30 protein-coding genes and 2 pseudogenes are annotated in these 21,910 nt (G+C 52.0%); 24 read left to right on the top strand and 8 right to left on the bottom strand.

Annotation, left to right across the window (positions count from 1 at the left end):
• Positions 1–76: 76 nt before the first annotated feature.
• Positions 77–2,137: an oligopeptidase B gene (gene ptrB / locus QNN86_RS00530; protein ID WP_181617189.1), complete on the top strand. Its 2,061-nt coding sequence runs from the start codon at positions 77–79 to the stop codon at positions 2,135–2,137.
• Here the strand turns inward: ptrB and exoX are convergent.
• The 3 genes from exoX to QNN86_RS00515 form a co-directional block, all read right to left on the bottom strand.
• The gene (gene exoX / locus QNN86_RS00525) at positions 2,134–2,796 is read right to left on the bottom strand and encodes an exodeoxyribonuclease X (protein WP_096756686.1); all 663 of its coding nucleotides are present in this window, start codon (positions 2,794–2,796) and stop codon (positions 2,134–2,136) included. The genes ptrB and exoX overlap by 4 nt on opposite strands.
• 23 nt (positions 2,797–2,819) lie before the next feature.
• Positions 2,820–3,476, bottom strand: a complete 657-nt coding sequence (locus tag QNN86_RS00520; RefSeq protein WP_181617188.1) for a carbon-nitrogen hydrolase family protein — start codon at positions 3,474–3,476, stop codon at positions 2,820–2,822.
• A 106-nt stretch (positions 3,477–3,582) separates the two neighbouring features.
• Positions 3,583–3,807, bottom strand: a complete 225-nt coding sequence (locus QNN86_RS00515; protein ID WP_181617187.1) for a DNA polymerase III subunit theta — start codon at positions 3,805–3,807, stop codon at positions 3,583–3,585.
• Positions 3,808–3,951: 144 nt separating this feature from the next.
• On the opposite strand from QNN86_RS00515, the gene yobA reads away from it, so the two are divergent.
• The 3 genes from yobA to QNN86_RS00500 are packed head-to-tail and all read left to right on the top strand — an operon-like array spanning position 3,952 to position 5,558.
• Positions 3,952–4,326 carry a CopC domain-containing protein YobA gene (gene yobA, locus QNN86_RS00510; RefSeq protein ID WP_181617186.1) on the top strand — a complete coding sequence of 125 codons (375 nt, stop codon included), beginning with the start codon at positions 3,952–3,954 and terminating at the stop codon, positions 4,324–4,326.
• A 4-nt stretch (positions 4,327–4,330) separates the two neighbouring features.
• Entirely contained in the window at positions 4,331–5,203 is an 873-nt protein-coding gene (gene copD, locus QNN86_RS00505; protein ID WP_414210502.1) for a copper homeostasis membrane protein CopD, read from the top strand.
• Positions 5,204–5,219: 16 nt separating this feature from the next.
• On the top strand, positions 5,220–5,558 hold the full coding sequence (locus QNN86_RS00500; protein WP_181617184.1) for a YebY family protein: 339 nt from the start codon (positions 5,220–5,222) through the stop codon (positions 5,556–5,558).
• Between the two features lie 336 nt (positions 5,559–5,894).
• Here QNN86_RS00500 and QNN86_RS00495 read toward each other — a convergent pair whose 3' ends face one another.
• The 5 genes from QNN86_RS00495 to QNN86_RS00475 all read right to left on the bottom strand — a co-directional run bounded on the left by QNN86_RS00495 (position 5,895) and on the right by QNN86_RS00475 (position 11,400).
• On the bottom strand, positions 5,895–6,980 hold the full coding sequence (locus QNN86_RS00495; RefSeq protein WP_414210501.1) for a tyrosine-type recombinase/integrase: 1,086 nt from the start codon (positions 6,978–6,980) through the stop codon (positions 5,895–5,897).
• Positions 6,949–7,221, bottom strand: a complete 273-nt coding sequence (locus tag QNN86_RS00490; RefSeq protein WP_181640991.1) for an excisionase — start codon at positions 7,219–7,221, stop codon at positions 6,949–6,951. The genes QNN86_RS00495 and QNN86_RS00490 overlap by 32 nt, the downstream gene beginning before the upstream one ends.
• 64 nt (positions 7,222–7,285) lie before the next feature.
• On the bottom strand, positions 7,286–7,528 hold the full coding sequence (locus QNN86_RS00485) for a DUF4060 family protein (protein WP_005121071.1): 243 nt from the start codon (positions 7,526–7,528) through the stop codon (positions 7,286–7,288).
• A gap of 39 nt (positions 7,529–7,567) precedes the next feature.
• Positions 7,568–8,680, bottom strand: coding sequence for a RecT family recombinase (locus QNN86_RS00480; RefSeq protein WP_414210500.1), 1,113 nt, complete (start codon positions 8,678–8,680; stop codon positions 7,568–7,570).
• 11 nt (positions 8,681–8,691) lie between these two features.
• Positions 8,692–11,400 (bottom strand): RecE family exodeoxyribonuclease, encoded by a 2,709-nt coding sequence (locus tag QNN86_RS00475; RefSeq protein ID WP_414210499.1) that lies wholly within the window; start codon positions 11,398–11,400, stop codon positions 8,692–8,694.
• Positions 11,401–11,518: 118 nt separating this feature from the next.
• Between QNN86_RS00475 and QNN86_RS00470 the strand changes: the two genes are divergently transcribed.
• The 20 genes and pseudogenes from QNN86_RS00470 to QNN86_RS00375 all read left to right on the top strand — a co-directional run bounded on the left by QNN86_RS00470 (position 11,519) and on the right by QNN86_RS00375 (position 21,819).
• The gene (locus tag QNN86_RS00470) at positions 11,519–11,683 is read left to right on the top strand and encodes a hypothetical protein (RefSeq protein WP_414210498.1); all 165 of its coding nucleotides are present in this window, start codon (positions 11,519–11,521) and stop codon (positions 11,681–11,683) included.
• Between the two features lie 279 nt (positions 11,684–11,962).
• Positions 11,963–12,199, top strand: coding sequence for a hypothetical protein (locus tag QNN86_RS00465; protein ID WP_414210497.1), 237 nt, complete (start codon positions 11,963–11,965; stop codon positions 12,197–12,199).
• Positions 12,196–12,516: a hypothetical protein gene (locus tag QNN86_RS00460; protein WP_414210496.1), complete on the top strand. Its 321-nt coding sequence runs from the start codon at positions 12,196–12,198 to the stop codon at positions 12,514–12,516. The genes QNN86_RS00465 and QNN86_RS00460 overlap by 4 nt, the downstream gene beginning before the upstream one ends.
• A complete protein-coding gene (locus QNN86_RS00455; protein ID WP_414210495.1) occupies positions 12,516–12,773 on the top strand; it encodes a hypothetical protein in 258 nt (85 codons plus the stop codon). Before QNN86_RS00460 ends, QNN86_RS00455 begins: the two co-directional genes overlap by 1 nt.
• The gene (locus QNN86_RS00450) at positions 12,770–14,758 is read left to right on the top strand and encodes a DNA cytosine methyltransferase (RefSeq protein WP_414210494.1); all 1,989 of its coding nucleotides are present in this window, start codon (positions 12,770–12,772) and stop codon (positions 14,756–14,758) included. The genes QNN86_RS00455 and QNN86_RS00450 overlap by 4 nt, the downstream gene beginning before the upstream one ends.
• Positions 14,759–14,793: 35 nt before the next feature.
• Positions 14,794–14,976, top strand: a complete 183-nt coding sequence (locus QNN86_RS00445) for a hypothetical protein (RefSeq protein ID WP_175310237.1) — start codon at positions 14,794–14,796, stop codon at positions 14,974–14,976.
• Positions 14,976–15,149: a DNA polymerase III subunit theta gene (locus QNN86_RS00440; RefSeq protein WP_164562703.1), complete on the top strand. Its 174-nt coding sequence runs from the start codon at positions 14,976–14,978 to the stop codon at positions 15,147–15,149. Before QNN86_RS00445 ends, QNN86_RS00440 begins: the two co-directional genes overlap by 1 nt.
• A 37-nt stretch (positions 15,150–15,186) precedes the next feature.
• Positions 15,187–15,675 (top strand): hypothetical protein, encoded by a 489-nt coding sequence (locus tag QNN86_RS00435; protein WP_164562704.1) that lies wholly within the window; start codon positions 15,187–15,189, stop codon positions 15,673–15,675.
• Positions 15,676–15,869: 194 nt separating this feature from the next.
• The gene (locus tag QNN86_RS00430; RefSeq protein ID WP_414210493.1) at positions 15,870–16,466 is read left to right on the top strand and encodes a DUF1367 family protein; all 597 of its coding nucleotides are present in this window, start codon (positions 15,870–15,872) and stop codon (positions 16,464–16,466) included.
• Positions 16,466–16,672: a hypothetical protein gene (locus tag QNN86_RS00425; RefSeq protein WP_414210492.1), complete on the top strand. Its 207-nt coding sequence runs from the start codon at positions 16,466–16,468 to the stop codon at positions 16,670–16,672. The genes QNN86_RS00430 and QNN86_RS00425 overlap by 1 nt, the downstream gene beginning before the upstream one ends.
• Positions 16,673–16,674: 2 nt before the next feature.
• Entirely contained in the window at positions 16,675–17,283 is a 609-nt protein-coding gene (locus tag QNN86_RS00420; protein WP_414210491.1) for a recombination protein NinG, read from the top strand.
• Positions 17,280–17,417, top strand: a complete 138-nt coding sequence (locus QNN86_RS00415; protein ID WP_016156248.1) for a YlcG family protein — start codon at positions 17,280–17,282, stop codon at positions 17,415–17,417. The genes QNN86_RS00420 and QNN86_RS00415 overlap by 4 nt, the downstream gene beginning before the upstream one ends.
• Complete coding sequence (locus QNN86_RS00410; RefSeq protein WP_414210490.1) at positions 17,414–18,103, top strand: bacteriophage antitermination protein Q; 690 nt, start codon at positions 17,414–17,416, stop codon at positions 18,101–18,103. The genes QNN86_RS00415 and QNN86_RS00410 overlap by 4 nt, the downstream gene beginning before the upstream one ends.
• A 190-nt stretch (positions 18,104–18,293) precedes the next feature.
• A complete protein-coding gene (locus QNN86_RS00405; protein ID WP_181695498.1) occupies positions 18,294–18,542 on the top strand; it encodes a hypothetical protein in 249 nt (82 codons plus the stop codon).
• A gap of 172 nt (positions 18,543–18,714) precedes the next feature.
• Positions 18,715–18,921: a phage holin family protein gene (locus QNN86_RS00400; RefSeq protein ID WP_110497822.1), complete on the top strand. Its 207-nt coding sequence runs from the start codon at positions 18,715–18,717 to the stop codon at positions 18,919–18,921.
• A pseudogene (locus QNN86_RS00395) lies at positions 18,899–19,153 on the top strand (glycoside hydrolase family protein); the annotation flags it as partial. The gene QNN86_RS00400 and the pseudogene QNN86_RS00395, both read left to right, overlap by 23 nt.
• Positions 19,154–19,210: 57 nt before the next feature.
• Positions 19,211–19,543 (top strand): annotated as a pseudogene (locus QNN86_RS00390) (DUF1983 domain-containing protein); the annotation flags it as partial.
• Positions 19,543–19,854 carry a hypothetical protein gene (locus QNN86_RS00385; RefSeq protein WP_181617362.1) on the top strand — a complete coding sequence of 104 codons (312 nt, stop codon included), beginning with the start codon at positions 19,543–19,545 and terminating at the stop codon, positions 19,852–19,854. The pseudogene QNN86_RS00390 and the gene QNN86_RS00385, both read left to right, overlap by 1 nt.
• Positions 19,854–20,510 carry a hypothetical protein gene (locus QNN86_RS00380; protein WP_414210489.1) on the top strand — a complete coding sequence of 219 codons (657 nt, stop codon included), beginning with the start codon at positions 19,854–19,856 and terminating at the stop codon, positions 20,508–20,510. Before QNN86_RS00385 ends, QNN86_RS00380 begins: the two co-directional genes overlap by 1 nt.
• 64 nt (positions 20,511–20,574) lie before the next feature.
• Positions 20,575–21,819: a tail fiber domain-containing protein gene (locus tag QNN86_RS00375; protein ID WP_414210488.1), complete on the top strand. Its 1,245-nt coding sequence runs from the start codon at positions 20,575–20,577 to the stop codon at positions 21,817–21,819.
• Positions 21,820–21,910: the final 91 nt, after the last annotated feature.

The raw sequence follows: 21,910 nt of genomic DNA, 5'->3' as shown, positions 1-21,910 counted from the left end.
CGCAGGAGCATATTTCGCTTGCATCATTGCTGACTTTTGCCACCCTTATAGGATGATTAAGCAAAAGAACAATGACATGCTACCCAAAGCTCCTCGTATTCCACACGCCATGACGCAACATGGCGACACCCGCGTCGATAATTATTACTGGTTGCGAGATGACACCCGCTCGCAGCCAGAGGTCCTCGATTACCTGCAGCAAGAAAATGCTTATGGTCGCCAGGTTATGGCCTCGCAGCAGGCGTTACAGGATCGCGTGTTGAAAGAGATTATTGACCGTATCCCCCCACAGGATGTTTCCGCGCCGTATGTGAAAAACGGTTATCGTTACCGGCACATCTATGAGCCGGGTTGTGAGTACGCCATTTACCAGCGCCAGTCTGCGCTCAGAGAAGAGTGGGACGCATGGGACACGTTGCTGGATGGAAACCAGCGCGCAGCTCACAGCGAGTTTTATACACTGGGCGGTCTGGCAATCTCCCCGGACAACACCATCATGGCGCTGGCTGAGGATTATCTCTCGCGTCGGCAATATGGTGTGCGTTTTCGCAATCTGCAAAGCGGTAACTGGTATCCGGAAGTCCTCGACAACGTCGAGCCTGAACTCGTCTGGGCCAACGACTCGCAAACTTTCTACTACGTGCGTAAGCATGAAACAACGTTACTGCCGTATCAGGTCTGGCGACACACCGTCGGTTCGCCGTCATCCGAAGACAGGCTGGTATATGAAGAGGCAGACGATATGTTTTATGTCAGTCTGCACAAAACGACTTCGCAGCATTATGTCGTTATTCATATTGCCAGTGCGACCACCAGTGAGGTTCTGCTGCTTGACGCGGAGCTGGCCGACGCTGAACCGTTGATTTTTTTACCTCGGCGTAAAGACCATGAGTACAGCCTCGATCACTATCAGCATGCGTTTTATCTGCGATCTAACCGACAGGGTAAAAACTTTGGTCTGTACCGTACCCGTGTGCGTGATGAACAGACCTGGGAAGCGTTAATTCCGCCGCGTGAAAACGTTATGCTGGAAGGGTTTACGCTGTTTACCGATTGGCTGGTGGTGGAAGAACGTCAGCAGGGCTTAACCAGCCTGCGGCAGATCAACCGTAAGACGCGTGAAGTGGTTGGGATTGCCTTTGACGACCCGGCTTATGTCACCTGGCTTGCTTATAATCCCGAACCGGAGACGTCGCGGCTGCGCTATGGTTATTCATCCATGACGACACCGGACACGCTATTTGAACTGGATATGGACACCGGAGAGCGACGGGTGCTCAAACAGACGGATGTCCCCGGTTTTGATGCGACAAACTACCGCAGCGAGCATGTGTGGGTAACCGCCCGTGATGGCGTAGAGGTGCCGGTTTCACTGGTTTATCATCAGCGACATTTCCAAAAAGGGAAAAATCCACTGCTGGTTTATGGTTATGGTTCGTATGGCGCCAGTATGGATGCTGATTTCAGCAGCAGCCGTTTGAGCCTGCTGGATCGCGGCTTTGTGTATGCGATTGCCCACGTCCGTGGTGGGGGGGAGTTGGGACAGCAGTGGTACGAAGACGGTAAATTCTTGCAGAAGAAAAATACCTTCAACGATTATATCGACGTTTGCGACGCGCTGCTCAAGCTGGGCTACGGCTCACCTTCACTCTGCTACGGTATGGGAGGAAGTGCGGGTGGAATGCTAATGGGCGTTGCCATTAACGAACGTCCGGATCTGTTTCACGGCGTGGTTGCCCAGGTACCGTTTGTTGACGTAGTGACCACTATGCTGGACGAGTCAATCCCGCTCACCACCGGGGAATTTGAAGAGTGGGGCAACCCGCAGGATGTGGAATATTACACCTACATGAAAAGTTACAGCCCGTACGATAATGTCACCACACAGGCTTATCCGCATCTGTTGGTCACCACCGGGCTTCACGACTCCCAGGTGCAATACTGGGAACCGGCAAAATGGGTGGCGAAACTGCGCGAACTGAAAACAGACAACAATCTGCTGTTGCTGTGTACGGATATGGACTCCGGTCACGGCGGCAAGTCCGGACGTTTTAAATCTTATGAAGGTGTGGCCCTTGAGTTCGCCTTTTTGATTGGCCTGGCGCAGGGGACGTTGCCCGGCAACGCGGCCGTCTAGGCGTTATCCAGATAGTGCTTCAATGTTAACCGCAGTTCCGGGCTCATACTGTCAAGGTTATTAAACAGCCAGCGCAGATAGCCCGGATCGCGTTCTGCCACCTCGGAAACGGGTTTACCGCGGTATTTACCAAAGGTAAATGTGGTTAACAGCGCAGGGCGACCGGTGATCTCGACCATTTGCTCTGCCGACCAGCCTGAGGTGTTCATGATGTCGATCAGCAGTGCCGCGGTAATGTAGCAATCGTATAGCGCGCGGTGCTGATGCAAACCAACGGGCGTCTGTACGCTCAGCTTGCGGGAATTATACAGCGCCATGTTGCTGTATTTTATCCCCGGCCACAGGCGGCGGGACAGCTTCATCGTGCAAATCCATTCCCCAGGCATGTCAGGCAATACGCGACGGTCGAAACTGGCGTTGTGCGCGACGTACCACTCGCTACCGTAATAATGATGGATGACGTCTTCAATCCACGGTTTATCCGCCACCATGGCTTCCGTAATCCGATGTATCGCCATTGCCTGCGGGCTGATGGGGCGGTCGGGTCGCACCAGGTGGCTCATCGGATTCACAATTTTGCCATCAACCACATCGACAGATGCGATCTCAACAATGCCTCCCTGCAGACCGCAGGTTTCTGTATCTATTATGCGCAGCATGCCATGCTCCTGGCCGAAAACGCCTAGCGTAATGGAATGATATCTCCTTGCCAACCCTGAGAGGTGCGCTTGCCGGTTAAGAGCAGTGAGCCGCTGTCCGCGCGAACAATTAAACGGCCCCGTTCATCCCATAATGCGCTGCTTCCGCGCGCATTGGCCATCAGTACCGCAATGGCGAACTGATGCGAGAAACGTTGCAGGCGAGAGGTTGATGAGAGAAGTTCAGGTTCACTGACGCACTGGCAGGTAGTAAACAGTGAAAACGCAGGATCAATATCAATACCTTCTGGCTGACTGTCGACAACGCTGATGGTATTTCGCTGTCTGGCAATACAAGCGCCATGGCTCTGGTGGAACATTAAGGGGGAGGTCATCCACGGCGAAAAAAGCGCCATACCTTTTACAAAACGTTCGTTATGTTCAACCGGCAACCCCACAATAATGGTCATGCGATACGTCGCCGCGGCGTGGGCGAGGGGCTGCAACAGAGATTCATCGGGTGGGGCGGGCAGCTCATCGCTTTCACCCATACAACCTAATAGAGAAAGGGAGGGGAAAACCAGCAATTCACATTGGCATTTGGCCGCCGCCCTGATGAATTGCAGGTGATGGGCGACGTGTTCAGTTAGTGAGGTTTGAAGCGGTTCATACTGCGCTGCGGCAATTTTCCAGTGTGACATAATGACTTCCTTTTCATAGTGTCTACAATCATCTTCAAAGTATAGATTAAGAATATACTTATACTGTAGCAGCCAACATGTAAGGAATCGTAACGTATTATAAGGTTTATTTAACTTTAGGCTCGTAAGGTAAACGTGAAAGGGAAACGGACGCTAAACGATGCGCAATTAACCGTTCACGAAACCAGTCTCGCAGGTGTGCGGGTTGCTCACGCTCGACGACTTCGGCAACAACAGGCATGTTATAGCGCTCTTTAAAGGCGACGCCAGCGGCGGCCAGGTCAACATTGATCTTATCCATTTCAGATTGTTCGAGTTTGGCCAGATTCATGCGTTTCTCCTTATAGGTATCCCGTAGCGCGCAAAAGTTACTAAGAGTGTGCGCTAATGGCAAGCCTGAATTGATGATTCTCGACTCGTTCATTGTAGAAGGTTATTCTCTATAGATTAGACATAACAAAAAGGAATAGTTGATATGGCTTCACCTGCATCTTCACTTCGCTATGTACTGATTGCTCTCGTCTCCACGTTGATTTCTCCTGCCGCCCTGGCACATGCGCACCTGACGCAGCAAACTCCGGCGGCGAATGCGCAGGTTACGGCGACTCCTGAGGCGCTGACCCTGAATTTTTCTGAAGGGCTGGAGCCTGCATTCAGCGGTGCAACGCTGACAGGCCCACAGCAGCAGCTGATTAAAACGGGTAAGGCGACGCGTAATGAGCAGGATAAGACGCAACTGATCGTTCCGGTGGAACAATCGCTGGACGCCGGAAAATATACGGTTGACTGGCACGTTGTGTCGGTGGACGGTCACAAAACCAAAGGACACTATACCTTTAGCGTGAAATAAAACGATGCTGGCATTCACTTGGGTTGCGCTGCGGTTTATCCATTTCACCTCTTTAATGCTGGTATTTGGCTGTGCGCTGTACGGCGCCTGGTTGGCACCCGTTTCACTGCGACGTTTAATGATGCGCCGTTTTATGCGCCTGCAGCGCCATGCAGCGACGTGGAGCTTTATCGGCGCGACGCTGATGCTGGCTGTCCAGGGGGGATTAATGGGGGCCGGCTGGCAGGACGTTTTCTCCGTTGATATATGGGGAGCGGTTCTGCAAACGCAGTTTGGCGGCGTATGGCTGTGGCAAATTATCCTCGCTCTGGTTACGCTGGTGGTGACCCTCATTGTGCCGCGCAGTATGTCACGACTGCTGCTGATGCTGACGATTGCGCAGTGTATTTTATTAGCCGGTGTCGGACATGCGACGCTGCATGACGGCGCAACGCGGGCGGTGCAGCAGCTTAATCACGCTCTGCATCTGGTCTGCGCCGCTGCCTGGTTTGGCGGCTTGCTGCCCGTTCTTTACTGTATGAGAATGGCGCAAGGCCGCTGGCAACAACAGGCGATCGCCACCATGATGCGTTTTTCCCGCTTTGGGCATCTTTTCGTTATTGGCGTCCTGCTGACGGGCATCACCAACGGCCTGTTTATTGTCGGATTATCCTTTCCCTGGCATGCAGCCTATGGGCAACTTCTGTTGTTAAAATGTGTGCTGGTTGCGCTAATGGTGGCGATTGCGCTGGCGAACCGGTATGTTCTCGTACCACGTATGCAGCAGGATAATCGCTGCATGACTCTCTATTTTATTTGGATGACTAAGATTGAATGGGGAATAGGGGCCGTCGTGCTGGCAATCGTCAGCTTGTTTGCAACCCTGGAACCGTTCTGATGGACTGGCAAAACGTATGAAAAAATTGATTATCTCTGTGTTACTGCTGGCAAGTTCAGGCGCTGCATTGGCCGCGCCGCAGGTTATTACCGTCAGTCGCTTTGAGGTTGGCAAAGACAAGTGGGCGTTTAATCGCGAAGAAGTGATGCTGACGTGCCGACCGGGTAATGCGCTGTATGTCATCAACCCCAGCACGCTGGTGCAATACCCGCTGAACGATATTGCCAGACAGCAGGTAGCAAGCGGTAAAACGACCGCCAAACCGATCGACATTATCCAGATTGACGATCCGACAAAACCTGGCGAAAAAATGAGCCTGGCCCCGTTTATTGAGCGTGCAGAAAAGCTCTGTTAATTGTCAGATGTAGCTTTCTGATTTCCAATAAAAAACCGCAACGTTCTGGCTGCAGAACTTGCGGTTTTTGCATTCTAGCGGGTGACAATCGTCCTTTTTTTCAGGCCACTTTGGTCGCGGACTGGAAAACCTGGCGCTGTCATCTATTCTTAAATGGCAGGGTAACTTAGCCTGCATTAATGCCAACTTTTAGCGCACGGCTCTCTCCCAAGAGCCATTTCCCTGGACCGAATACAGGAATCGTATTCGGTCTCTTTTTATGTCTTTGTTTTTCATGGTGTTTTTCGGTGTTATCACGAAATCCCACGAAAATTACTCGAAATTTCCATATCCTGTCTAAACCATAACATATTCTGCACCGCGTGCGTCCAGGTATTTTTTGGTCATTGTTAAATTTTTATGCCCCAGCAGTCTCTGTGCGAAATCCTCTCCGCGCTCCCTTTCATACAGTCTGCTCGCCAAGCTCCTGATCTCATGGAAAGGAGGAGGGTTGGGACCAAACTTTAACTCTGTAGAATCCCTGATATCAGAAAATGCTTGGGTAATTCCGTCCGGAGTTAATGGCCCTGGCTTCCTGCCTCCACGTCTCACCGCTGAATACAGCATGAAGTCTGACGGGTTGTTTTTTCGGCAGCGATCGATAACATCCTGCAGCACCAAATCAGCAGAGTCCAGTCGCAAATCAAGCGGCAACGCTAATTTGTGACCTGTCTTTTCCTGCGTGACAAACAATCTTCCATCCCTGATATCGCTGAATCTGAACAACGATACGTCCTCTCTTCTTTGCCCGGTGACAAGTGCCAGTTCGCATGCGTTTGCAGCCCATTCGGAATGGGCGGTTGCGGCATCCCTTATTATCTCGAACTGTTCAAGTAGAAGGCGCTCGCGCTTCACTTTGGCCGTCGGTGTTCTTGTCGGCTCAGCCGGATTCCTTTCAATATGTCCCTCGACAATTGCTTCCCTGAAAATATCCAACAACACTGAACGTAGTCCGGAAGCCATGCTCTTCTTGTCACAGAGTATGTAACTCTCAAGAAAAGTAGATACATCCTTAGTGCTGACCGCCGATAGCGGCATACGTCCGAATTCATCACTGATAGTGGCAATCTGGTTGCGCCTGACCTTCATCGTGTTGGGCTTCAATTCTCTTCGCTCAAGAATTACTTCGTAGCGCTCAAGCCACGCTTTCACCGTAAATGTTGGTGTTTCCTTTATACGGTCCAGCAGCGCTGACGGAAGGTAATTTTGTTCGATGTAGTTATTGGCTTCGATGGCCTGAGAAATGGCGTCCTTTCTGTCGATCCGGCCAAGAGATAGTTCTTGACCGGTAATCGGGTTTCTCCAGCTATAAAGCCTGTCTCTTTTACGATAGGTCAGGTTACGGGGCAGGTTAGCGTCGTAACGTACTGGCCTTTTCGCCATGAGTCAGTCTCTCCAGTAGAGTGCCACCAGTTGGCAGTGGTATGCGTTTTGCTTTGGGACGAAGATTCTTTTTGCTCGGATCCACATAGATGGCGTCAGGCTGAACCTTATATTCTTTGCCATGAAGTTCCGGAGCAGGGTAAATACGCCCCTCCCGCGCCCAGCGGCGAAGTGTTGAAAGAGACGGTGGGGTTGAATAAGTTGAATTCGCCCATTCCAGCAGATTAAGAAGCTTGGCCATACTACCTCCGGCTTCCGGCAACTTATTATAGAGCCGCCGGAAAACTGTTAATGAAATATCGTTATCAACTCACCTGGCCAGGTAGCGCGCGCAACCTGCGCATACCTGTCATCGCAGTGGCCACATAGCTAGCCTTGCGGTTCACTACCTCCACCCAGACCTTCACACCTTCAACTCTCACCGTGTACGTCTCCTTCATCTTGCTGCGCCCGTAGTCGCCGTAGCGTTCGTGATGAGTGGCCAGTGCGATGTCGCATGCCTGACGCGCTAACGGGGATTGCTGATTGCCTCGGTTAATCAGTCGCATTACATCTCCTCAATGGGAGGGCGAACCCTCCCAAATCTGTTAGCCCACGTATTCCGGTTTCATATCTGCCAGGGTAATGCTGAACTGATCGTGCAGCTCGTCGCCCATGTGACGCTTATTGGTTGCCAGCACTCGCTCAACTTCGGAGAATCGCTCTGCTGCGCCCGGTTCATCCGGAGACGGCAGGGAGTTGATCGCGGCCTCTACCTTGTTACGTGAATCAACCAGGTAATAGCGCTTCACCGCTTTGTTCTTCAGCTCAGTGAACAGGGCAGAACCGAGCGTGACCTTCGCGCTTTCGATGTCAGCGCGCAGTGCTTTGGCGCTATCAACATCCTGCGCTGCATCGATGCGTTCGCGGAAATCATCGGCCAGTGAGCCGATATTTACCGATGATTCCTGTGGGCTCTGCGTGGTGGTGACGGTGTCACCTGAGATATCCGCGAGGCTAACGCGTTGCGGCGCCGGGTTAATCTCCTTCTCTGTGCGCTGCTCGACTTCATCCGGGGTATACACACCGAGAACGACCGCAGGGCAGTACAGTCGCGCCCAGTATTTAAGGGCCAGATAAGCGATCTGCTGTTTCGGGTTCGAAATCCACAGTGGAGAGTTACGTGTAATCACGCTGGAGAGGAATACCGGTTCGCCCCAGGTAATCTCACTTTCGCCGCGAATGACGGCACCCACACGAACCGACAGGCCTTGCTCGTCGGCGCTGTTCCAGCCCCGTACCATTTCTTTCTTGTCGTAAGTCCCACCGCCTTTTGCAGGCTTCTTCACGATCTCTTCGCGGCTGCTGGCGCATTTCGACCAGTCGCCTTCGTACTCATAGTGAAAGCGGCCAACGATGGCGTTAGAGCTGGAGATCACCGCGTTTACCAACTGAGCTTCATAGCCCAGCACACCGTTCACCAAGTGTGTTTTCTGCGCCACTGCGTAAGGGTTCATGCCCCATTGCATGGCCTGCATGATGATTGCCATGCAGTCGGCAGGATTCCCGCGAAGATGCTCGGGAACCGTGACGGCAGCCTGTGCCATCAGTCCCGCCACAGACTGAAGCTGCGTTAATGCCTGAACGTTGAAAATGGCGTTGCTGGCGGAAATAGTGTTCGGAGCCTGCTGTTCTGCAGTTACGATATTCATGTTTTCCATCGTTTTTCCCCTTATGCCTGAGTACGCAGCGCTTCAAGGCGGCGCAGGTCGAAGTCGTTCAGTTCGTCGGTGTAATCAGCGGTGATCGGCGCTGGCCATTCGCCAGTGTCAAAGCCGGTAGCGATAGCGCGCATTGATTTGCGGTACTCAAGCATGCCCAGTTCCAGCAGTTCGGCGGACGCCTCGATGATGGCAATCCAGTGGTAGTTCTCGTCTTTGTTGACAAAAATCCAGAAGAACTGGTCCAGTGCTGCGGTCTCGCAATACATGGCGGCACTCAGGTGGTAGTCACGGTCGATGATTTCCCGGTGCAGTTTGGCGCGAAGGCCTTCCTGCTTAACGTTCCACATGCTGATGGTTTTCAGGTCGGCACCAATGCGCACGCCGTCCAGGTCGATCTCAAGGTCAGGACGCACGCGGACTTCCAGACCGGTTTCATCGTCAAAGCCAAAATAGCTGACCTCAACGGCGCGACTCGGGTGCTGAAGCAGCATCCCGGCGGTTGGGTGCTGTAGCAGGGCTTTCTGAATGGCCAGTGCGGTGCTCAGTTGCTGGCGGGTGACCAGTACTTTCCCTTGCGGATTCTCGCGCCACGCATCCAGCAGTTCGTCGGCAAAGACGGCGTCTGGATTAACAGACTTAACGACCTGAATCAGATCAGCTTTAGTACCGGACACTTTCAGCGGCGCGGGTTTCTGCGCTTCCTGCGCCACCAGGTCGGGATTGATGATTGCCAGCTGCTCGAGTAACGAATCACGGCTGCCGCTGGTTTTCACCTGAGCAGGCAGAGTGGCGTTGTATTCCTTGATACAGGCTTTCATCGCCGCTGCGGTCTGCTTCTGGTCCGCTTCGATACGCTGGTACTCTTCTGGCAGCGACATGTAGCTCTGGCCAGTTTCCTCGAAGGACCCACCCAGTGGCACCTGAGCAGGCAGAGTGGCGTTGTATTCTTCCAGCAACGCTTTGATGTCGTCGGCGCTCAGCTGCGCCGGCAGGCTGGCGTTGTACTCATCGATAAACGCGCGGATTGTTGCCGTCGTGGTGAACGCGCCTTCCGGGATCGCCGGTTCAACGCTGAACTCTTCATCGAGCTGCTCTGGCTGCAGCGCAAGGCCGTGCACCAGGTTACCCATGTCCAGTACCGGAGAGCGCTCTTTCGTGATCGTTTTGGCGACGTGGCGTGCGTTGAAGTACATCAGGCTGACGCGGGCATCTTTTACCTGCGTGCTGCTGATCCCATTCGCTGCGTGATAAACCTCGTTCGGCAGACCTTCATAACGGCCTGGCTCGAAGTAGGCTGGATACACAACAGCCGGTTCTTCAGATTGCGCTTCTGGCTCGGTTTGCGCAGCAACTGGTTCGGTTTGGTTTACAGAATCGCTATTTTGGACGACAGAGTCCGCATTCTGGTTTACATCGGCTTGCTGGCCGGTATGTGACTCTTCACCAGTTTCCAGACTGCTTTCGCCTGACTGCACTTCATTACCAGCCTGTTCTTCATCACTGAAAGTTTCTTCCATCTGCACATTGCTGGTGGTTTCCTCTTTAACTGGTGAACGGTCATCTTTTTGTTGGTCGTTTGATGCGAGGTCTTCTGTGATCCATTTCGGGTCTGTAGGGTCACTAATCCCCTCAACATATTCGCCGCGGGAAGCTGCAAGAATTTTGTTTACCTCTTCAGCCGTTACTTTTTCCTGTTTCATAGGTACAGGCATAGACGAACGACCGCAGGCTATATCAACGAGCAACGGATCTGGGTTTGTGTGGTCGGTTTCCGTCAGTACTCTATTCAAATATTCTTGGTGTTTTACAGGATCAGCATAAAGCCCCTCTGGTGTGGTTTTTACTGTTGCGATGATGCAGGCACGTGAGTAGTCCAGGCCACCAGGAATTGAAACGAACCTCTCTCGAGTCGCCAGCCATTCGGGATCTTCCATCTTATTCATGATGGAGTTTGCCTGCAGTTCTATATCCAGAGGGACGTTGTAAATATCAAATTCGCGGTCACGGGCACGTAACGCCAGAGCAATCTCATGCTCCAGACCGAGAATGGTTTGCGGGTATTTACGGTCAGAGACAATGCCGCCGCCGGCGTTCGCACCTGAAGGTGTGCGATTAATGGTTGTTACACGGTTGCCTTTCTGCCATTCCTTGACCAGCAGGCCGCGATCGATGTATTCAGTTTTGAACCACACCGCCAGGAACTGGATAACTGTTGCCAGCTCCGGTTTTTTACCGTCGACAGGGAAGACTTTCTTAACGGCATTCACGACTTTATGAATATCGTGCTCAATGGCTTTTTTGAATGCTTCCACATTCTCAGCAGCCAGCAGTAGGTTCTGGATGTACGTGTCATCAGTGTCCATCTCAAGGCGGACAATCTCGTTTTTCTGCCCAGCGTCGATGTGATAGAGATATTCACCATCACCAATGAACTGAGCCAGTACGCGCTGGCGGAATGGCAGGGTGGCAACGACGATCAGGTTCGGCTGCTCTGACTGCTGAGATTGCTCTTCGGTACCGACTTCACCACCAACGACGCCATCTTCGGCCTGGCTGTTCTCGTCAAACTGGGTACCGTCAATAACGGTGAGATCTTGACCCGTTGTAACGTCAGCACCGCTGGTGGTTTCAGTTTTGAGTAGAGGAAACTTGCCACTGCACCAGTTTTCTACCAACTGATTGCGGTCAGCAGCTTCTGCGGTCACCCAGTCAGACATGAAAGCAGCGATCACTTCAGGTTCGTGTTCTTCACCCTGTTCGAAGATGTCTTTAATCGCCTGAATCAGTTTCCATTCAGCGTTAAGACTGAGTTCGCCAACTTCAGGGGTGTCGTTTTTGGCTTGCAGCAGGTTAGCAGAACTGGAGGCGAAGTTAGCTAACCCCGTTTTGTTGCCAAAAACAAACGGCTACTGGAATGAGCAAGAAAAAGCGTATGAAGAAGCCATTACGCTCGCCAAGCGGCAGATTAGCCTGGCGGGATTCAGTGTGGAGGATATGTGATGGGAAAGCGAGACTTTAAGCCAGAAGGCGCAACCTGTTGGCAAGGTGGTAGTTGCACCCATCGCGGAGTGACTCGACGTAATCGTTATGTCACTGGTGGAGATGGTCGGAAATTTGAATCTTGTCCGTATTCTGACGACTGGTATGCGCTGGGTGACACTCTGGATTCAGTCGGGCAACCATACAGATATCGAGTCACTGGTGATAAAGCCACAGAAATTACTCAGTTCTTCGACGAAGCAATCCGCGCCGCTGGCATTGGCGTGAAGGGGGAGTGAGATGTCAGACGTAACCAAAATGGAGTGCGTTCATTCCACTAATCCTGAGTGGTTTTCACCAGGTGATATTTATGATTCCGAGAAGCGCGGACCAGATATTTGTATTTGTGGTGACAACCTCGTGTCCGACCTTAACCCGGAAGACTGGTACGAAATGAGCCAGCGAGTCGATGGGCTATGGTTTATTACCGGCTTTCAGCAATCAGTATTGTTTAGAACCGTGAGGACTAACCCATGACAACTAACAAACTAACAGATGAGCGGCTGTCAAAAATTCTCTCTGAAACCCAAGAGACAATAAACGACCACAATCGTCGTTGTGTTCGTGGTTCAGTAGAAGTTGATGCGCGGTTGTTTGAAGTGATGCTGTTAGAGTTGCAGCTTCGCCGAGCTGTTACCGTGAAGCTGCCGGCAGGGTACAAAGTCCGACCTGGGCATCCAATTAACGAAGCAGAGCGCGGCGTAATGATCCCCAAAGATAACGGCCAATGGCTTTCGCGTTTCGACGTTGAGCATGCCCTGCGAGTGGCGGGCGTCAGATTTAAGGAGGACTGATGGAACCTCAACTGGAATACGCCACGAAACGTATCGTCGAACTGGAAAACCTGCTGCTGGTGGATGTGACCGAAACCGTCTGGCCTGCTGAGGTGGGAATGGTCTACAGCCAGGTTGAAATAGCCGGTTATCTCCCGGCGCATCACCAGCGCCGCCTGAAGCATCACATCAACCGTATGTGGCTGGAGAAAATGCCGGTACCAGCCATCATAAACGCCGCGCAATCACTGGCCACCGCTATGGAGAAATACGCGTGAGAGAAATCATCGTTGATAACTTTGCCGGCGGCGGCGGGGCGAGCACGGGCATTGAGCTGGCGATCGGCCGTAGTGTGGATATTGCGATTAACCACGACCCGAACGCTGTTGCGATGCACACTACGAACCACCCGGATACACTGCACTACTGCGAATCGGTGTTTGATGTCGATCCCATCGTAGCGACCGCTGGCCGCCCGGTGGGGCTGGCATGGTTTTCCCCTGATTGCCGTCACTTCTCAAAGGCTAAAGGTTCGAAACCGGTGGAGAAAGAGATCCGCGGGTTGGCGTGGATTGTCATTCGCTGGGCGCTGGCGGTACGTCCCCGCGTGATGATGCTGGAGAACGTTGAAGAGTTCCGCACCTGGGGGCCGCTTATCGAATCTGCTGATGGTGGGTTACGTCCAGATCCCCTGCGTACTGGTGAGACCTTCGAGGCTTTCTGCGGCATGCTGTCCGGTGGTATTCCTGCCGGTCATCCGGCGCTGGCGGAGTGCTGCGAGTTCCTGGGTATTACTGCCGACGGCGAACTGGCGCAGCAACTGGTGGCCGGGCTCGGTTACGCCGTTGATCATCGTGAGCTGCGCGCCTGCGACTTTGGCGCACCGACCATCAGGAAGCGTTTCTTCATGGTGATGCGCTGCGATGGTATGCCGGTGACCTGGCCGGAGCCGACTCACGGCGATCCGAAATCTCCAGCGGTGCGGAGTGGAAAGTTGGCGCCATGGCGAACAGCGGCAGAGTGTATCGACTGGACCATTCCGGCACCGTCGATATTCGACCGCAAAAAGCCACTGGCTGAAAATACGCTCAAACGCATCGCTCGTGGCATCCAGCGGTTTGTGATCGAGAGCGCGTCGCCGTTCATCGTTAAGTGCAACCACACGACGACCAAAGGGAAATACGACTGTTTCCGTGGTCAGGCGCTGGGAGACCCTTTGCAGACCATTACGAAAACCCATGGTTACGCGATTGCCGTCCCACACCTGACAAAGTTCCGTACTGGCGCAACCGGACAGCCCGTTACCGAACCTGTCCCGACGGTAACTGCTGGCACATCAAAACGCCCGGGCGGGAATGGGCATGCACTCGGGATTGTTGAGGCTGCACTGACACCATTCCTGGCGGGTAATGGTGGTAGTGAATACCAGGCTAAACCGCGCCCGCTGGAAAAACCTGCTCATACCATTCTGAAGCAATCCCGCGCCTGTCTTGTTGCGCCAGTGATAGCCCGCCAGTTTGGGGCTAGTGTCGGCCACCGGGCAGACGAACCGAGCGCAACCATCACCGCTGGTGGTGGCGGCAAATCTCAACTGGTAACACCCACGTTGATCCAGATGGGTTATGGCGAGCGTCCCGGACAAGAACCGCGTGTGCTTCGACTGGATAACCCGCTGGGGACCGTTACAGCTGGTGGGAATAAATTCGCGACGGTGAGTGCGTTCCTGGCGAAACACTATGGCGGGAATTACCAGGGCGCTGGTGTTGGCATGGATGAGCCTATGCACTCGGTTACGACAGTCGATCACCATGCCGCAGTTACGTCGCATCTGGTTAAACTGCGTGGTACCTGCCGGGACGGGCAGCCGACCAGCGAGCCAATGCCAACGGTGACGGCGGGCGGTCTGCACGTAGGGGAGGTGAAAACCACTCTTGCGGTCGATGAATACGACAAATTTCGCGCGCAGCAGACGCTTGAGTTTCTGCGTGAATACTGTGGTGAGGATTGTGATGGGCTGGTGACCGTTGACGGCATAACTTACCGCATCGTTGATATTGGCATGCGCATGCTGCAACCGCACGAGCTATACCGCGCTCAGGGCTTCCCTGAGTGGTACATCATCGATCAGGACTATCGGGGGCAGAAATACGCGAAGGATAAGCAGGTTGCCCGCTGCGGTAACGCCGTACCACCGCCGTTCGCTGAGGCGCTGGTGAGGGCTAATCTGCCGGAGCTATGCCAGTCGAAACAAATTGCAGCCTAACGTATAATCCCATCCATAACTCGAGGAATTTTTTTATGTCACACGAAGAAATGACTCCTGCCGAGAAATACAAAGCGGCGAGGAAGCGATATAAAAAACACAGGCTTCAATCCGATATAGCAAACGCTAAGCGATTTGAGGCTGATGATGTGGCCCCTGTAGATGGTTACAGATCTCCTTACGAAACGAGGAAAAAAAGAGGGAGAACTGCTGACTAATGTCTGACTGGAATATCGCAGCAAAATCCAAAGAAGAGCAGGACAAGGTTAACGTCGATCTGAGTGCGTCAGACGTCACTTTCAAAGAGTGTCGGAACTCTTGTGCGATTAGATTCTTTAATCTGGCGATGGACGTGCAACCTCAACATATCAATGATTCGCTATATAAATAGATTATAAATCTTAATGCTCATGATGGGGGATTTTAGCTTGGGTAATTTTCTGAGTTTTGTGGGTGTTCTGGTTTCTATAGCAAGTTGCTACTACGCCTATAAAGCTTTTACATCATCAAAGGAAATTTCATTTCCTGATAAAAAGCCAAGAGAAAACATTTGCACTTTAAAGCATTATTCAAGAGAAGCGAAAGCATTAGAGCGTTTTTTGAGCGAAAATACACATAGAAAGATCTATCTGAATATTGAACTGGATGGTGATGACTTTGAGTTGGGAGAGTCGGACGATTCCAAGTGGTTGGTGATTTGGACTGATAAATTCGAAGATGTACAACCTGAGGAAAAACCCAGCACAAGTAACTCTTCAGGTTATCAACTGACGATCACACCACATGAAGATGGATTTGGTCAGATTTACTGGTTTAGGGGAGCCTATAGGTTATCTGGTCATTTCTATATTGATGGATATCTTGGCCCATATCAAGGCCTGATGAGCGCGGTCATTTCCGCAGCAAAAACAGTTTGATTTTACATGAGTTTTTCATGCGCGGATTACTGTAATCATGTCTGTCAGCAGAAACAAATAGCGGCGTAATAAAACATTGCTAATTCAACCCGCTACGGCGGTTTTTTTCTTGCATTGATTTTCCATTATCAACTGTACATAATGTCAGTGTCAGCCTGAACAACTGACAACTTGATGCGCCACGGAGAGAAACCATGGCGCAGCTACAACTAATCAAGCAGTCTTCAGGTATCCTGATCCCGGCAACGCCCGAGACCAGTGATTTACTGCAATCAAAAATCAAACTCGGCGCCGTACTGGTAGCCGAATTTCGTCAGGTGAGGAATCCCGCATTCCATCGCCGTTTCTTTGCGCTACTGAATCTCGGGTTTGAATACTGGGAACCCACAGGCGGGGCGATCTCTTCCAACGAACGAAAATTGGTGACCGGGTACGCTAAATTCCTCGCGGCATTTGGTGGAAACGAAGGCGCTCTTTTGGATGCTGCCGAACAGTATCTGGACCGCATCGCTGATAAGCGCGCCGGTAGTATCAGCATCTGCAAATCCTATGATGCATACCGTTCATGGGTAATTGTCGAATCCGGCCACTACGACGCTATCCAGCTTCCCGACGGTACCCTTCGCAAACACCCTCGCAGCATAGCCTTCGCCAACATGGACGAAACCGAGTTCCAGCAGCTGTACAAATCTGCGTTCGATGTTCTGTGGCGTTGGGTATTGTCCCGGACATTCAAGGACCAACATGAAGCGGAAAACGCCGCATCTCAGCTCATGAGCTTTGCGGGGTGATGACCATGAAATATTCCTGGTTCCACCATCACGAATGCACAACCGAGCAGGCCGACGAGCTGGTGGCCACTTACCGCCTTCGTGGCGCCACGGTAGAACGCAGTCTTAATCGTGACAACATCACCTGGACTGTCAGTGTGCAGTTACCGGAAACCGAGAAAGCCCCGCGCCCAAGCCGTGCCTGGCAAAACAAGGCGTGGGGGTGAGCATGGCTAAGCTACCGCGCCGTAAGTGCGCTAACAAAGAATGCCGCCAGTGGTTCCACCCGGTGCGAGGCACGCAGACCGTATGTGGTTACGAGTGCGCCAGCGCCGTCGGGAAAGAGCAGACCAGAAAAGTCCGGGAGGATGCACGGCGCAAGGAGTCCGCCAAACAGCGCGCCACTGAGAAGAAAGAGCGAGCCGCCTGGCGCCAGCGCAAAGCTGCTGTGAAACCTTTGAAACACTGGGAAGATTTAACGCAGCGTGTCGTCAACGACTACATCCGCGAGCGTGACCATGTCCTTCCGTGTATTAGCTGCGGGACGTTCGAAACCGTCCAGTGGGAAGCAGGTCACTACCGATCACGCGGTAAGGCATCACATCTCCGCTATCACGAAGACAATATCAGTAAACAGTGTCACCACTGCAACGTGCAGCTGTCGGGTAATCAGCAGCAGTACCGCCTTGGTCTTATCGAGAAAATCGGGCCTGAGTGCGTCGAGGCACTCGAAAACAATAACGTCCCACACCGATACACCATCGAAGAACTCGAAATCATTAGGAAGCACTACAGCGCGCTTCGCCGTGGGTTAATTAAGAGCAGGGAGGCCGCATGACATTTGAATCCTATTTTGCCGATCACCTCCGCGTTCGTTGGCAACGATTGCGCTTATACCACTTTCCCGGCTCTGTGCTGACGGACTACCGAATATTGAAGAATTACATCAAAACCATAGGCGGTGCTGTATGAACACTCAATTTCTCGAATACGTGCGCCAGCAGCTGATAGTGGCCACCGCCGATCTGAGTGGTGCGACGAAAGGGCAGTTAATGGCCTGGCTTGAGAACGCGCAGTTCGATACCGGTACCTTTAAGCGGAAGAAGATGAAGGTGAAGGATGAGGTTACTGGCGAGATGATAACTCTGGATAACCCGCCAATCCCAGGTAAACAGTCGCATGCCAAGGGATCGCATATTCCGCTGGTGCAGCCAGTTGAATACTCCACCGCATCGTGGCGCCGCGCACTGATGACGCTCGAAGAGCACCAGAAGGCCTGGCTGCTATGGAACTACAGCGAGAATGTGCGCTGGGATAATCAGGTGCTGATTACTCAGTGGGCATGGTCGAAATTCTGCGAGCATCTGGCCGGAAAAAAGGTGGCGAAGAAGACCATTGATCGTTTACGGCAGTTGATATGGTTGGCGGCGCAGGATGTGAAAGCGGAACTGGCCGGGCGCGATGCCTATCAGTATGGTGATCTCGCTGCGCTGGTGGGCGTTAACAAAACAAACTGGTCTCAGAATTACGTGGAACATTACGATGCAATGGTCAGTCTGTATAAGGGGCTGGACTCACAGTCGCTACATCATGTTTCGCGATCACGTTCACAACAAAAGGCAGCAAATTATCAGCAAGGTATTGCAGAAATGAACTAATTAGCATATATTTCGTGTGAATCTGATATTGTGCCATTGTTGTATGCACTGGCAGTGTCACGCTAACCCGCCTTGTGCGGGTTTTTTGTTGTTTAAATATTGTGATGTAGTTCATATTTAAGGGCCTCCCGGCCGGGTTATGACCATTTCCGAACTGGTAAAATAGACAAACACAACAAGGGAGGTAGATATGAACTTAACACCGCTTCAAATCGATATTCTCAAGCTTCTTGCGATGCAGGGCAGAAATGCTAATGCCATACAGAGAACCTCCTTCCCAGGTGTTCTGGGAGATAATGTTAATGATGCGATTTATTCCCTACGCCAGCAAAATTTTATCACTGCAGTACAAAGCAAAGCTAATGACGATTGGCTGGCCTTGAAAATTACGCCAGACGGGAAAAGCTTAATAAATCAGATGGGGTGGTTAGTGAATTAATTTATACCCATCATAGTATCGAACCAATGATTTTGAGCCCTGGCACCCGCTGGGGCTCTTCTATTTCAGGCTCACGGGAATCATCCGCTACGTGCTTTGTTGATAAATTCAGCCCGTGAAGCCTGACCCTCATTTAAAACACACAGCACCCGCAAACAGCGAGGTGAGAGATATGCATCGCATGGAAAAATTCACTAATGGTGCCGCAGTTGGCGCGGGAACCACGACGACCCTATTTGGTGCCCTCTCACTGAACGACTGGGCGCTGGTCGTAGGTATCGCCTGCACAATTGGAACGTTCGTCATCAACTGGTACTACCGGGACAGGGAGTACAGAAGAAAAGCAGGAGGCGACGATGTCCCCAGCACTGAGAAGTAAACTTATTGCGGCAATGGGCGGCGGTGCTATCGCTATTGCCACCGTCATGCTGTCCGGTAAGGATGGACTGGAGGGGCGCGAATACGTTGCTTATCGCGATGTGGTCGACGTTCTCACGGTCTGCGATGGTCACACTGGTTCCGATATCACCCGCAACAAGCGCTACACCGATAAAGAGTGTGATGCGCTGACCCGGGCAGACCTGAAGAGGATTGCCCGACAGGTCGATCCGCATATCAGGGTGCCGGTTAGCGAAACGCAGCGAGCTGCAATCTACTCCTTCGCCTACACCCGCGTCGGGTTTAACGCTAACCAGTTCGTCCTGATGAGTGGCAGCGGTGATACGCAATATTCTCCATTCGCGGTGGTCAATGGCCAGGTGTTTATCAGTGATGCATTTATTCAGTATGGGCATATAACGCTGGCAAAAATTGGTGAGCTGCGGTCCGCTAATTATGTAACGGGAAAAACAGGGACCATTATGAAATCAGACGGAACGTTTGAGGTTAACGGGGCTGTGGCAGGTGAGGGGGCGTCGAGAATGAGTAATCTCAACTATAGCGTCAAGGACGGGAATGGGGTGCTTCGTGTTCAGATCGGGAAAATAACAGGGGTGTTCTGATGGCATGGGGTATTCAGACGTGGGATGCAAACGGTGTCAAAAATAACTACGGGGTCAAGCCAACAATGGTCCTGGGTAGAGCGACCGTCACAAGTTTTTCTCAGTCAGGCACCTGGTCTTTCGCCATCAGAAGCGGGTATGTTCTTAAATACGTTCAGGCCCCGCTTGAAAACGTTAATACAGGGCTAAGAAGGATATTCACTGTAAGCGGAGGAACAATTACGTGCTCCCCGGCGGGTACCGGGCAATATGAGATTAATACGGAGCCAGCCATTGCGGCAGTCCTCGTGTTCTATCAGGAGAAAGCATAATGGCTTATGGGGCATATCTTTCCACTGATGATGGTGTTGAGTTTTTTACGACTGAGACAACATCGATTGCTTTAGACCAGAAACTGACTGCCAGTGGCTCTGGTCAGTTTATAACGGTTAATGCGACAGTAAAGACTGAAGACATTATCCTTCCCTTTTGTGTCACAACGGGCGGCCCGGCATTCTTTGAATATTCCATTACCGGGAATAATGTAACCATATCAGCAAGGCAGACGGTTGGTCTGTATAATAACATTGACCTCGAAGTCTATCTGTTTACCACTAAGGCTCAGATACCGCCATCGTGGGGTATGGCTATTTGGGACACTAATGGCAAATGCGTTCTCACAAATGAAACGAAGATATTAACCGATATAAGACAGATAGGCGTACCGGGGGGAAGTGCTAATAACGGCGCTAATATCAATTATACGCTACCCGGTAAATATGCAATCGTGCCTCAGGCAGCAGGGTATCGGGTTGCGGTCTCATCGTCAGGGACATTACAAACGCCTATAGGCATGTGCTGTTATTTTGACGGGGTTAATTCAATTATTAGCGCCAGGTTTGGTGAGATCCCCCCCGGCTCCTGGACGCCGAGCGGAGTCGATTTCCACACAACAACGACCGCAATTAAAACGGCCAGTTACGATTAAATCAAACCCCAGGAAAAACCCTGCTCCGGCAGGGTTTTTTATTATCTGAATTCAGGAGAAATCAATGTCAGCAGGAACATTAACCCTGACGAATAACTCTGCTGCGGTCGCTGGCAGCGGAACCGCATTTACCACAGAACTGGCGGCCGGTGATTTTATTGTCGTTACGGTCGGTGGCGTTCCGTACACCCTCCCGGTTAAGACCGTCAACAGCAACACATCTGCGACACTGGTGAGTAATTTCACCGGACCAACGCAATCAGGTTCGGCCTGGTATGCAGTTCCTCGTATTGCGATGAACCTGGTCACCGCTGCTGCAGTAACACAAGCTGCAGAAGCCCTGCGCGGACTGAACTATGACAAACAGAACTGGCAGCAGGTATTCAGCGGCACCGGAACCATCACTGTCAGGCTGCCTGATGGAACAACATTCATCGGCCCTGCGTGGAACGGTATTGTTCAGACACTTGATGGCAAGGCAGACCTGGTAAGCGGCGTGGTGCCAAAAGCACAGGGCGGGACGGGGTTATCAAGTCCCTTTGGCGCCGGGGCAGGTTCTTTCTGTGAGGGGAATGATGTCCGCCTTAACACCATCGGCGGCAAATCCGGAGGCCAGATAACCAGCCCTTTTGGCAAGGTCAACGCATCGCCGGGGAGCTTTGACTCCCTCTATGCCGGAAACCGCAACTACGGTCTCTACCATGAACAGATGAATGTACAAGGTAAAGGCTATCTGTATCCGCACATGAGTTTCAAGATGTACTGGCCGGGTAACTACGGTGGGGCATTTACGTGGTCAGCATGGTCAAACGAAATGAACCCCGAGTATGTCCTCTCCTGGACTTATGAATCGGGAACCACACCGCACATGTGGCGGTTTAATGGCAATAATGGTAACGCCACCGCCACCGGGAACTGGGTTAACGGCGGTTCGACCGTCAAAATTAAAGAGAAAGTCGAAGACATCCAGAATCCGCGCGAAACGATGCGGATAATCCGTGCATGTACCTGGCGACTGAAAACAAAAAATGCTGACGGACGTTTCGGCATCGGTGTTCTTGCTGAAGGACTGTATGAGGCATACCCGGAGGCGAAAGTCACTGCCGGCGATATTGAACTCAGGGACGGTACTGTAGTTAAAGATGCCTTATCTGTGCAGGCTGGCGATTCCGGCGTACTGGCCGCTGTTCACCACGCAGCCATTATTTCCCTGATGGATGAAAACGAAGCGCAGGAAGACGAAATTAATCAACTGAAAGCAGGCATGGAAGCGCTGAAGATAATTGTTGAACAGCTCACCGCCAGATAATTCAGTTCTGGACGCTCAGCAGGCAATATCATAAAGCGAAATAACAATGGGGAGCTGCCGCAACCACACCGTATGCAGGAGCATGGCTGCG

Source organism: Citrobacter sp. C348 (genome assembly GCF_047467975.1).
Classification (GTDB): Bacteria; Pseudomonadota; Gammaproteobacteria; order Enterobacterales; family Enterobacteriaceae; genus Citrobacter; species Citrobacter gillenii.
This window is presented reverse-complemented; position numbering and strand designations above follow the sequence as displayed.